Here is a 12285-nt window from a genome sequence, read left to right on the forward strand (position 1 = left end):
ACACAATCACCTCCATAAATAAATTCAAAAAATAACCAAGGGAAAAAATGTCATAGTTATTTTTTACCACTAAATAAATAAAAAATCAACTATTTTTCTATATATTTAGATTAAGTGTTTTATTGACCTTAAATTTAAGGATGCCTATTAGAAGTACATAGAAGACTTCGATTCAGCCAATAAATATTGATGTGCTGTATGAAAATAGATAAAAAAATTCTATTTTTAAAAAATTAATTTTGTTCAGCTAAATTTTCATTCTTAAAATAGAGTTTGCAATACTTTATATATTATTCACTGCAATAACACTATATTAAATACTAATTTTTAACATATACAATGCGTTAACATCCTTTTATATTAATGAATCGATTATATATACTAGAATAATAATTCTAAATAGGATGCGGGAAAACAAATGAAAAATTCCCTATTGGGTGTTTTTGCCCATCCCCCCGAAAAGGGGGAATAAGGGAAAAGTACACTCTATTCCTTTTCAAGTGAACCTTCTTGTACCAACCTGGTTAGAATATCAACTTCATTGATGTTCTTAATAATTGCGTCCAAATTTACTACAGTTGGGGATTTACTAAATTCATACCGACCATAAAAATTGATATGTTGCCATGCGACTGGTGAAATGTATTTTAGTATGTTCATCTTGATCCCTTTATCCTGGGATTTCGTTAATAAATTCGATAATATACTTGCGTTGTAATAAATAATACAATTGGTGAGTAGCCTACTACATTCATTCCAGATATGCTAATCTTGTTCAGTCTTGAAACGAAGTTTCCCAAAGTTTGCATAAGATACAGACCGACGTAATTTATGATAACTATCCCCATTAATAAAACAGGACATTTAGTCAGTAAAGAAAATTATTCTATTACCTAATTAGTTAATTTTCGCTAGATTCTCTTTTGATATTTTCTTACTCTTTTTTTAATAAATATATAACGACGTTTTTCCCATATGTATACATTATAGATGCTTAATTTTCTTTAAACTGAAACTTACATTAGAATATTTTTCTTTATTTCTCAATATTAAGACCCTAGGATTTTTATTAATCATGTAATATACGAGCCAGAAGTAAATAAAAAGAATTACTCTGCGCTATTGAGGAAGAGGCTGAGGGCCATCTCAATATGTGGCTCCTTAGAGTCTCGCCACCAAAACTTGGAGATTATACGCTAAAAGACAGTTCAGATTTAAAAGCCGATTTTCGCACGTTAAGGAATTTCCCTTCTTATGTTTCTAGCAAATTCACACATCATTTTTTAAAAATACAGTTGAGATGAGTTCAAAAAAATAGAAAGACCTCATTCAAGCATACTTATCATGAATGAAATCTTTCCCTTATAAAAGTTATTTAATTTCCACCTTGAAAATGGTATATGTTAATGGATTTTAAATAATTAAGTCCAACTAGTCCTATTTCATTTAAATCTTTTTAACAAATTCAGATTTTAATTTCATAGCTCCAAAACCATCAATTTTACAGTCAATATCATGGTCGCCATCTACTAAACGTATACTTTTTACTTTTGTACCGATTTTCACAACCGATGAAGTTCCTTTTACTTTAAGATCTTTGATTACTGTTACAGAATCACCATCGTTTAAGACATTTCCATTAGCATCTTTAATAACCTTTGTATCTTCATTATTTTCAGTTTCTGATTCTAAAGTCCACTCATGAGCACATTCTGGGCAAACAAAAAGATTTCCATCTTCATAAGTGTATTCTGAATTACATTTTGGGCAATTTGGTAAATTAGACATATTTTTATTTCCTCCACACTTTATCATTCTAATAATTATTTTTCGAATTTTCTGTTTGCAACTTCATAAGAATAGCAATTCTGACCTTTAATTTTGAAAAGTGGTTCTTATCTGTATCTCAAACACCTATTTTCATCCCATAGCTTTCAATTTCTTAATAATCATGTTCGGTGTCGCCCACTCGTCACGGTCAAAGTCAGAAATAGACACTTCGATGTTTAAACGGTCTTGAAATTCTACTAATAAAGATACTGTAGCAAAAGAATCTAGAATTCCTTCTTCAAATAATTGCACATCTGGATTCTCTTTTACGATATCATTTTCACATACTTCTTCTAACACATTTAACACTTGATCTTTAAATTCAGACATTATTTTTTCTCCTCTATAACTATAATTTATATTAAACTTCTTCATAGACTTCTATTTTTTAACACATTATTTTTAAAAATCTATCCATCATCATTACAAAATTATGCCTGGTCTTTGTATAATAATTATTAAGGCATAACAGATAGTTGTTCCCCGGAATATATGTGATTACAAATCTGGTATTTGTTTCTTGTGTAAAAGGAATATATATGATTGATACCGATTATATAATCCATTTTGCATTTAGACGTAAGGAAAATATTCTCTTCTTGCTGTTCGATAATCATTTATTGGATGTATGAAAAACCTTCTTGTTCACACCATGTAAAAATATTCTCCGCATTCGCCAAAGTAAACTATCTCCTTCTCTATTTTTATAAAAGGATTAAAAGAGTGAATCAAACAAACTTTGTATGTGAAGTGAATTTTTTAAAAATCTAATGCATTTGTCTTATTCTTTATTGTATTCACTTCCTGGGATTGCTGAGAAAGCCCGGTACACTCATGAAATGCGAAATGCTTACATCCTATACATTTTTTTGTATTCAAATGTCCTAAAGCACAATTAATAGCTTCCCCTGTATGATCAAAAAAGTTTTCTTTCCCAATCTCAGCATACAATCCACTCTTATCTAGTGTTACTTTTAGTTCTGATTGAATTCCTGAAATAAGCAGTATACCACCTTGTTTTTTAAAATGCTGAACGATATTCCTAAAGTAAGACTCTCCTGTGGTATCAATAAAAGGAACTTTTCCCATACGCAAAATTAGAACTTTTGGTTTATAATTAATAGTCGTTAAAATATTATGTTCAAATGTTTGAGCAGCCCCAAAGAATAATGGCCCTTCTATTGTGTAAATACTAATTTGTGGGCAGTCATGAGCTTTATTTACCACATGTGGTAACAATTTTTCATTCCTTTTTGTATGATCAGGAAGCACTTTTGTTATGACAAGCATATTACTCATACGTTTTGTAAACAAAATAATAGCTAAAATAAGACCAATTTCCACAGCTGTCGTTAAACTAGTAAATACAGTAAGTAAAAATGTTATCAGTAATACAAGAGAGTCTCCTGTCTTCATTTTAAGTATGTGATAAAAATGTTTTTGTTCGCTCATATTCCAAGCTACCACCATTAAAATGGGAGCCATACTAGCAAGAGGAATATGTGAAGCATATGGAGCTAACAGTAAAAGTGTAAATAACACAAATCCCCCATGAATAACACCCGACAGCGGAGATACAGCTCCGCTCTTAATATTAGTTGCTGTACGGGCAATTGCTCCAGTTGCAGGAATTCCACCAAATAACGGGGTTACAATATTAGCAACTCCCTGACCGATAAGCTCTTTGTTGCTGTTATGTTTACTATTTGTCATCCCATCTGCCACGACAGCGGATAAAAGAGATTCAATTCCACCGAGCATCGCAATAACAAATGCAGGGCCAATTAACTGTTTTATACGTTCTAATGTGATTTCTGGTATATCAAACTGAGGAAGTGTATTTGGAATCGTACCATATGCTGTACCAATAGTAGGTACATGCCCTGAGAAAAATACAGTTGCAATTACAGTTGAAATAACAACACCCACTAATGAACCTGGTACTTTTGGCAAAATCTTTGGTGTGATGAGTATAACAAAAAAGCAAATCAAAGCAGTTATAACACAATAAAAATTGGTTGTATTGATATGCGTAAAGAGTTCCTTTAGATTCGCTGAAAATTCCTCATGCTTTTTTATACCTGTTAGACCTAAGAAACTAGCAATTTGTCCCGTAAAGATAATAACAGCAATACCTGACGTAAAGCCAATTGTTACAGGACGTGGAATAAACTTAATCAAAGATCCTAGTTTAAAAATTCCCATAAGGCATAAGATGATTCCGGCTAATAAACCAGCAAGCAGTAAATTTTCATACCCATAGGTAATTACAATTCCTAAAAGAATCGGAACAAAAGCACCTGTAGGCCCTCCAATTTGATACTTCGAACCACCAAATAGTGAAATGAGTATCCCAGCAATACATGTTGTATAAATCCCATACTCCGGCTTAACGCCAGAAGCTATAGCAAAGGACATAGCAAGTGGAATCGCTACAACTCCGACAATCATTCCAGAAAGAAGATCCCTTTGAAAATGTCCCAATGAGTATCCTTCAAACCTTCCCGTAAATAACCTTCTCATTACAAACCCTTCTTTTCTATTTTTAATAAATCTTACTTCTTTTGAAAAAATATTTTTTTGATAAAATTGAGCTACAAGTGCGTTTCTCATACCCTTATACAGACAATTTTTAACTCTTTACACAAGATAATCATTCTAATATTGGTTATATGTTTTACTTAAATGACGTTCTAATTTACCAATATCTCCTCCTTCTTGTATATATGAATTTAATCTTTCTACTAAAAGTAAACTACCTCGACTATCTAAATTTTTCATTTCAATAAACGATTTAATTTTCACATTATCTGGGGTGCAATCTCTACGAAACATTTGCCCCGGAATTCCATTCCAGAAACGATTCCATTCGTTCAGTAACCCTATTTGATCAAATAAAAAGCTTTGAATCCCACATAACCAAGCTGTACAAGCTGTATTTCTCTTTTGGCATCCAACTCCATCCTGTAGATGCTGGCATGAAAAACAGCAAGAATGCCCACTTTTAATACAAACATTACAAACATGCTGAGCTCCTATTGAGCGAAATACTTCAATTCCGTGCTGAATGATATCTTCTTTTTTAACGTCAATGCTCAACCTATCCCTCCGTTACCATGGTTTCACTTTCTGTTTCATCTAGCTCTTCTAACATTGAAATTGTATCGATTAAATGGTTGTTAAAAATTTTACGTGCAACTACCAATAAATCCACAATCATAGGGTCTCGTAGAGAATATAAAACTCGTTTTCCATCTTTAGTACCAACAACAATGTTTTTTGAACGTAGCACACTTAATTGTTGAGAAACAGCTGAACCTTCCTTGTTAAGGATAGTTTGAATTTCATTTACACTTCTTTCACCCTCTGACAATAGTTCTAGAATACCTATTCGTAATGGATGTGATAAGGCTTTAAAAAAATCAGCTTTAAATTGTTGCATTTCATTTCCCATAAAAACACCTACTTATTTTTGATTAAAAACACAAAAGTATCATATACATCTTCAAATGTTTGAATATGTATATGATACTTCCAGGACTTTAAATTTTCAATACAAATCATAAAATATTAAATAAGAAACAAAAAGCACAGAAAACATTTGCTACACTCTATTCACAAAGAAACAGCATCAGATTCCATTGTCATGAGCAAAATGGAATCTTACTCCCGGCAAAACAGTCTTATACCAGCACTAAGGGACATATTGAAAAACACTGTTTAACCTAGACTATTTTTTTCAAAACCTTACGCCGATGGGGTCTACGAAGATTGCATTTACGCGAAGTTACGAATGCCTTAGCACACGTAATTTTTTTGGAAAATACGGGAATTTACGAGAATGAGCACTACAAGGCCAATTACAGTGTGCCAGCGCATTAAATTTAATTATCAATACAATCAGCATATGGAATACTGTGTATCTAACCAATGATTATTCAAATAAAAACTCCTGTATCATTAAACAGATACGGGAGTTTTTTTATCACTTTCACTTTCCTCATTGTATAAACTTTACTTTTCAGACACATCGCTCACATTTTAACGATTTTATACACCAAGCGATTCTCAAAAATCAAAATAACAATTTAAATTGTTATTTTGATTTAAATAATGCGCTCTGAAACACTACTCTTCTTCTAAAATAGCGTAATAATATTCATCCCACCATTCATTTCCATGGGGTATACACTTCTTGAAATAACCTTCTCTCCTCATTCCAATTTTCTCCATCACTCGATATGATGGGGTATTTTCTGGCTGACATGTAGCTATAATTCTATGTAATTTCATTTCCTTAAACCCATATTTCAATGTAGCTTGTGCTGCTTCAGAAGCATATCCTTTATTGAAATATTTAGGATTGAATACCCAACCAATCTCATAAGTATGTTTACCAAAATATTTATGAAAAACAATATGACCAATCAGGATATTTTCATCTATTAGTATCACAGGAAAGTTCTTAGCATTTTCATCCATATTTCTATTTACAAAGTTTCTTGTATCTTCTTCAGTAAAGACCCCTTCGGGTATGTATTTCATAACATTGCTATCTGATGTATACTCATGGACAGCTTGCCAATCTTTGAATTCAAAATTTCGTATTAATAATCTTTCTGTTCTTATAAACATTTACTTTTCTCCTCTCAAAAAATTGTTTCTTTATTTCAATTCCACATTCAACCCTTAAACTAAAAAGAACTTGTAGGAATTCCTGCAAGCTCTTTTTAGTTTAAGTTGAATATATGGGGCAAACAAACGATCTTACAGATTCATCATAGAAGCTACAGGAATAGTACTTTGACAAATATATCATATAACAAATATCAATATTTGTATTTTTTGAAAATTACGTTAATAAAGAGCGGAAATAGCTTTTTCTTAACTATTCTTAATTTCGTTTACTACTGACTTCATTTTACTTAAATAAAATGCTCGATCTGATTTTTTTGCAACTTCTTGTGAATGAGTAACAACAATTACGCATTTACCTTCTTGATGTTCGAGTTCTTGAAACAAATCAATTATTTTATTTGCTGTTGGTTCAACAGCAGTAAATCTATACAATTATATTTAATAATATAAAAAGAAAATAAAAATAGGTGTCTTATAATAAATAAGCAAAGGTCTTTACTTCATTGTAAGGGCTTTTATTTTTTATAAAAATCCATCCTAGAAATGTTATAATTACTCCATTCCTTTTATATTAATAAGAAGAATTTAAAAGGATTAGAATATTTAAAGAGAGGAGGAAATTACTAATGTATACACAAGACAATTTTTATAAAAAATTAATTGAGGAACAAAGGATAGTAAATATTATCCTACTCAACGGAGTTAGAATACCTGGAATCATTATTGCTGTGGATAAATTTTCAGTGCTAATCTCTAGCAATGGAAAGCAACAATTCCTATATAAGCAAGCAATTTCAACGGTCGCTGTATAAAATACCATAAGTTTTGATGTTTCATTTTTAATATTCTTCAATTTAAAATTAGATTTGAATTATATTATATTGTATGAAGCAATAAAAAAGGATCCTTTTTAAAAGGATTCACCCCAGAAAAATATAAAGAGATACATAAATAAAAAGAATTAGGTATATTATAATATAAAAACAAACAAAACATATTGAGAAACAAATAATGAGATTGAATTTTCTGATTACTAAATATAAAATGAGTATGAGTCGAATAGCAACTAATCTCTAACCCTTGTATGGAAAAGAGATTGAGTATCATAATCTCTTTTCCATACGTAATTTTAGCCTGTGCATACAGGCTCTTTTTATTTGATAGAAAAGAAAAATGTTTGCTATACTAAATGCGCACAAATATATGCAAAATCACAAATAAAACAAGGGCTGCCTGGCATAGCTGCCCTTGTTTTATTTTTATTTCCGAAACCTACTAATTAGCTTAAGTTATTTATAAACCTAACACACTAACAATCTGGCATGCTTTGGAATTTACAATATGATAGTACATCTCTAACCCTCTTCTTTCCGAACGAAGAATCTTCCCTCGCATCTTAGATAAATGCTGTGAAACAGTAGATTGAGGTATCTCTAATAGCTCCGTCAATTGTGTTACATTACAAATTTTGCGATGTTCTAATTCTTTCACAATTTGTAATCTAACTGGATGAGCCATAATCTTCAATAATTCTACATCCGCCTCTGGAATTTTGTGCATTTCTTTATTTATTTGCATTTCTGCCATATTTTATTTCTCCTTTTCTACATTCTTTATTATTTTTAATATCAATTTATTATTTGTACAAGTATATATAGTTCATAATCACTGAGCCATTTACTCTTCTTTATCTTTATGACCTTTTGCATATAGAAGTATTATGATGGCTAAAAATCCAACAAAAGATAGCATAGGTATCGAAATGAAACCAAATAAATTCAAGTAATCTTCTGTACAAGAAACACCTACTGAACATATCTTCATTTCACTTGTTGGGAAAGTCTGAATTGTTATCTGGTAAACGGCTATTATTAAACCAATACATGCAAATGGAAATGCATATGTACTTACGTTGGGATCTTTTTTATACATTCCTATACCCAATATGAATACTAATGGATACATGGCCACCCTTTGATACCAGCATAAATCACATGGAGGTAGTTTCATCCATTCACTAAACACCAAACTTATGAGCATTGCACTAGTAGCGATTGTCCAAGCAATTGCAATGTGATACTTTCGAATGATTGACATCCTATATTCCCCTCAACTGTCTTATTTAGAATGTAAAACGTTTGCTAATATATGACTGGTTTATTTCCGTGTTTCGGTTACCCTGTTTTAGTAGGCAGTATTCAATCTTTGACACCTTCCCAGTCATAACCCTTCTCTTTGAATTCTAAAGGGAAAAGATTCTCAAAATCATCACGCGTTACATACATGGCTTCTAACGCTTTTGCTAGCGGGCCAAAACTATATACAATATGTGTATTCACCCTTTTGTTTTTCTTTTTTGCTACCGCTAAATATACATACCGTCTTTCTTTCGTTAAAACAAACTTCAAAAATCCAGGTACTTGAATCACCTTGCGCACTCCTTTTTTGGTTTTCCATACCCTTATTAAAAAGAAAAAGTATGGAAAACTATTAAATCTCACTTTACTAATTTAATAAATGTCCCGTTTTTTTGATTTGAAAATACAAGAAGACGCTCATCATAACGATATTTATTACGCCAGCTGCAGCACCAATTTTGAAGATAACATATACATATTCATTACTACTAAAAGGTAATAGACTCGCGAAAATAAATAAAATTGAAATAATAAATGATAAGAGCATATTTCTTTTGTTTTCATTCATTCAAAAAACCTCCATTTTGTAAGAATATTTATATTGCAATAGATTAGGGGACTAAGCCGCATCAATACGGTTACCATGATGTTTCTCTTCATCCACAAACCCTTTTATGCTCCACACACCAGTTTTTGACGCCTTTGCATGTTTTTCGCTTTCTAGCATTTGTGGGAGCAGTGAAGTGTTAGATTTTGAAGTGTAAGCTACAATACCATATCCTGATTTGACCATTAATTCGTTAATAGTAATCCCTTCACAAAATACATATGCCAATTTCCTGCCATACTTGTCCTCTTTTAGTCCACCATCATAGGCCAATGTTACGCTTTTTTTAATTGTTTCTTTAAAAATAACGACGCTTCCTTCCACATCTTTTGTGGTGGACTCTTCTGTGATACGAACTCGGGAGAATCCAATAACAGCAATCTTACCGTCTATTTCTGACATCTATGCTTACGTCTATCGGATCTCAATCCTTTATGTGCACTATCTTTCCTTTGACCTTTTCTAAGTCATTTAGCTTATCCATATTAACTTCTGGAATATCAACAATATCTCCCTTCTACGTGCTGTTGTACTCCCTTTGTACTGTTTAGGCAAGCCTCGAATCATTTATTGGTTTAGTTAGAACTGCTACATGTTGCTATTTGAGAAACGAATGCTGTATACAAGCGATTTTAATCCATGATTTCATCGTAATATCTTCCTTCTACTAAAGGCGTGTAAAGTACTATATTCATTTTATTTCCGATGTTTTTAAACAACTAAAAAAGGACACACCTATGGCATATGTATGCTTAGGTGTGTCCTTTTGCAAGATAGATTTAGAGATATTTTGTTACTTTCATCATATCATAATTCGTATTAATTTTATATATAAAATTAATGATTTTTTAGATATTATTTCTCCTTTACAAAATTGATTCTCTTCTGCGCGGAATCATATGTTAATTTTGCACCAAACGATGTCTCTGTTTTTTTAATTTAAATCCTGAGATTATATCTGTCATATTCTTTTTTATAACTCCTTAATCTAGCTTGCTTTGATTCTTTTTTCAAGTATCATGCCAGAAACGATGAACTCACAACCCCTTTTTATATTGTTTGCATAGATAATTTGTTTTCCTTATAATTACCTTCCCTCGACACAAAGGACATTTTGTCACCCCCTCAAGATTGCTAGATTACAAAAAATTAGGGGGCATACAAATTATGAAAGGGAAGAAGTAAAATTGCGATTCCTACTAACATGTAGACTTATATACACTACTACTTATAAATTGTATACAGTCCCATATGGAATCATTGAAAAAGGCATTTCATATGGCATAGTTTGATACATTGGATAATAATACTCCATAGATGAATAGTACGGTTGTATACCTTGTTGTATTTGCTGTTGCATTTGTTGTTGCGATTGCAACGCTTGTTGAGCAGCTTGAATTGTACTTTGCATCCCACTAAACGTGATACCTACAGTACCATACGGCCGTGTTCTAGCTCGAGAATCAAAATATGAATAAAACATTATTATTCAACTCACTTCCATATAAGTTATTACACAATATGTTATGATTCTTAGTTTCATTGAGTGTTAAAAACTCCCCTTAACTTTTTTCCTACTTAACCCCAAAAAGGACAAACCTCCGCTAAGGTTATGCGGAGGTTTATCCTTTTGCAAGTTAGATTTAGAGGTATTTTATTGCTTTGTTCACCTTCTTACTGATATTCGTTTCACTACTCAGAGTATACCAAGTGTACTCTGGTACATAATAAGGTTATTAAACGTTAAATTGAGGAGGGTTTGTATGCAACATCATAAAAAAGTTATAGAAAAGTCTGGTTCTGTTATGAATCCAAATTTTTCCGAAACTGATGCGCAAAAAGTGAAACAAGAAATTCAGAACGATGTAAGTGCGGGACAAGGAGCAATGACTTCCCGAGAAGCAGGGGCAATGCGAGATTAAGAAAACACTCCTTACTGATTAAATTTCTAGAAATTTAATCAGTAAGGAGTTATTCCAGAACTATTTTAGCTCGTTACATTTATCATTTAAAAATATAATGCACTTCTTTTGTAGATCATAGGTTAATTTCACATTAAATTTTCACGATTAAATCTCTTTTTTCAAACTAAGATTATTTTCTTTCAGATAATTAATTGCATCTTTGTTCACCACTCGTAAATCTATACCTTGTTTTTCCGCTGCAAATGAACATCCACAATAACATTGACGGAAAACATCATATTCATTACACATTTCAATTGAGCGTTGATACCCATTACTTTTTTTAAAATCACTTGGTAAATAACGTGAATCATAATTTTGTTGTACACCAATTCCAAGTTCATTTATTAATTGACTATTTTTATTTTTAGAAAGAGTAATTGCACTGCCGAAGTAATCAAATCCCCTTTCCTGTGCTACCTCAGCTGAACGATCCAATCTCATATCAAAACAAGCTGAACAACGAAGCCCGCCTTCTGGCTCTTCTGCAAAACCTTCCTCTTTTACCATTTTAAAGAATACATTTGAACGATATTCATCCTCAATAAATCCTACTGTATGCCCTGTACGATCATTAAACTTGTCTACAAAAATCTTTTGTTCATTAGAGCGTCGCATGTATTCACTTTTCGGGTGGATATTTGAATTTGAGAAGAAGATTGTGACATCTGCATGTTCTGCAAGAAATTCCAATGAAGCGGTACTACACGGAGCGCAACATGAATGAAGTAACACTTTTGGTCTTTCGTTCTTTGCTTCCCAATCTTTAATCATTTTTCTTAATACTTTGTCATAATTTATTTTCTGATTCTTCATTTTTTGTAAATACGTTTCAACATCTAACACTTCTTTCACAACTAAACCTCCTATTTATTTTTATTTATCTATTTTATCATCCGAATTCATAAATACAAATATAGTTATATGCATCTATTTACAAGCCTTAAAATTATTCTTTTGAACTTTTCATGACGGTCCTAATAATGTACGTAGTCTATTAGCTTTATCTCTACAATATATCTTTAGACATTCTTTTTCATCACAAAATCTTTTGGGTTACCTTTTAACTGGTAATACTTCACGTTAAGACGAATAACTACTACGATGA

Annotated in this window: 14 protein-coding genes and 4 pseudogenes; 2 read left to right on the top strand and 16 right to left on the bottom strand. The window is 31.6% G+C overall.

From position 1 onward, the window contains the following. Positions 1–486: 486 nt before the first annotated feature. The 9 genes and pseudogenes from AC3WTI_RS21850 to AC3WTI_RS21890 form a co-directional block, all read right to left on the bottom strand. Positions 487–846: pseudogene (locus AC3WTI_RS21850) on the bottom strand (Tn3 family transposase); the annotation flags it as partial. 600 nt (positions 847–1446) lie between these two features. Beyond that, positions 1447–1788, bottom strand: a complete 342-nt coding sequence (locus AC3WTI_RS21855; RefSeq protein ID WP_097841915.1) for a zinc ribbon domain-containing protein YjdM — start codon at positions 1786–1788, stop codon at positions 1447–1449. 132 nt (positions 1789–1920) lie between these two features. Further along, positions 1921–2160 (bottom strand): D-alanine--poly(phosphoribitol) ligase subunit DltC, encoded by a 240-nt coding sequence (gene dltC / locus AC3WTI_RS21860; RefSeq protein ID WP_046955295.1) that lies wholly within the window; start codon positions 2158–2160, stop codon positions 1921–1923. A gap of 41 nt (positions 2161–2201) precedes the next feature. Then, a pseudogene (locus AC3WTI_RS21865) lies at positions 2202–2510 on the bottom strand (hypothetical protein). Positions 2511–2589: 79 nt separating this feature from the next. Next, on the bottom strand, positions 2590–4353 hold the full coding sequence (locus AC3WTI_RS21870; RefSeq protein ID WP_097841953.1) for a SulP family inorganic anion transporter: 1764 nt from the start codon (positions 4351–4353) through the stop codon (positions 2590–2592). 135 nt (positions 4354–4488) lie between these two features. Further along, a complete protein-coding gene (locus AC3WTI_RS21875) occupies positions 4489–4929 on the bottom strand; it encodes a DNA mismatch repair protein (RefSeq protein WP_097841914.1) in 441 nt (146 codons plus the stop codon). A 1-nt stretch (position 4930) separates the two neighbouring features. Then, entirely contained in the window at positions 4931–5284 is a 354-nt protein-coding gene (locus AC3WTI_RS21880) for an ArsR/SmtB family transcription factor (protein ID WP_016090018.1), read from the bottom strand. Between the two features lie 674 nt (positions 5285–5958). Beyond that, on the bottom strand, positions 5959–6465 hold the full coding sequence (locus AC3WTI_RS21885; RefSeq protein ID WP_097841913.1) for a GNAT family N-acetyltransferase: 507 nt from the start codon (positions 6463–6465) through the stop codon (positions 5959–5961). A 249-nt stretch (positions 6466–6714) separates the two neighbouring features. After that, a pseudogene (locus tag AC3WTI_RS21890) lies at positions 6715–6879 on the bottom strand (ABC transporter ATP-binding protein); the annotation flags it as partial. 215 nt (positions 6880–7094) lie between these two features. Here AC3WTI_RS21890 and hfq point away from each other — a divergent pair. Next, positions 7095–7280, top strand: a complete 186-nt coding sequence (gene hfq / locus AC3WTI_RS21895; RefSeq protein ID WP_087985476.1) for an RNA chaperone Hfq — start codon at positions 7095–7097, stop codon at positions 7278–7280. Positions 7281–7761: 481 nt separating this feature from the next. On the opposite strand, the gene AC3WTI_RS21900 is transcribed toward hfq, so the two are convergent. The 6 genes and pseudogenes from AC3WTI_RS21900 to AC3WTI_RS21925 form a co-directional block, all read right to left on the bottom strand. Next, positions 7762–8046, bottom strand: coding sequence for an ArsR/SmtB family transcription factor (locus AC3WTI_RS21900; RefSeq protein ID WP_097841952.1), 285 nt, complete (start codon positions 8044–8046; stop codon positions 7762–7764). A gap of 99 nt (positions 8047–8145) precedes the next feature. Next, the gene (locus AC3WTI_RS21905; RefSeq protein WP_097841912.1) at positions 8146–8565 is read right to left on the bottom strand and encodes a disulfide oxidoreductase; all 420 of its coding nucleotides are present in this window, start codon (positions 8563–8565) and stop codon (positions 8146–8148) included. A 101-nt stretch (positions 8566–8666) separates the two neighbouring features. Beyond that, positions 8667–8897 (bottom strand): hypothetical protein, encoded by a 231-nt coding sequence (locus AC3WTI_RS21910; protein ID WP_097841911.1) that lies wholly within the window; start codon positions 8895–8897, stop codon positions 8667–8669. 76 nt (positions 8898–8973) lie between these two features. Further along, entirely contained in the window at positions 8974–9174 is a 201-nt protein-coding gene (locus AC3WTI_RS21915) for a hypothetical protein (protein WP_087985472.1), read from the bottom strand. Positions 9175–9225: 51 nt separating this feature from the next. Next, positions 9226–9862 (bottom strand): annotated as a pseudogene (locus tag AC3WTI_RS21920) (thermonuclease family protein). A 579-nt stretch (positions 9863–10441) separates the two neighbouring features. Then, on the bottom strand, positions 10442–10696 hold the full coding sequence (locus AC3WTI_RS21925; RefSeq protein ID WP_097841910.1) for a DUF3947 family protein: 255 nt from the start codon (positions 10694–10696) through the stop codon (positions 10442–10444). Positions 10697–10976: 280 nt separating this feature from the next. Here AC3WTI_RS21925 and AC3WTI_RS21930 point away from each other — a divergent pair, with 280 nt between their 5' ends. Beyond that, a complete protein-coding gene (locus tag AC3WTI_RS21930) occupies positions 10977–11135 on the top strand; it encodes a hypothetical protein (protein ID WP_179861579.1) in 159 nt (52 codons plus the stop codon). Positions 11136–11282: 147 nt separating this feature from the next. Here AC3WTI_RS21930 and AC3WTI_RS21935 read toward each other — a convergent pair whose 3' ends face one another. Further along, the gene (locus AC3WTI_RS21935; RefSeq protein ID WP_370452654.1) at positions 11283–12023 is read right to left on the bottom strand and encodes an epoxyqueuosine reductase QueH; all 741 of its coding nucleotides are present in this window, start codon (positions 12021–12023) and stop codon (positions 11283–11285) included. Positions 12024–12285 lie beyond the last annotated feature (262 nt).

The organism is Bacillus sp. EB106-02-03-XG38 (assembly GCF_058792175.1).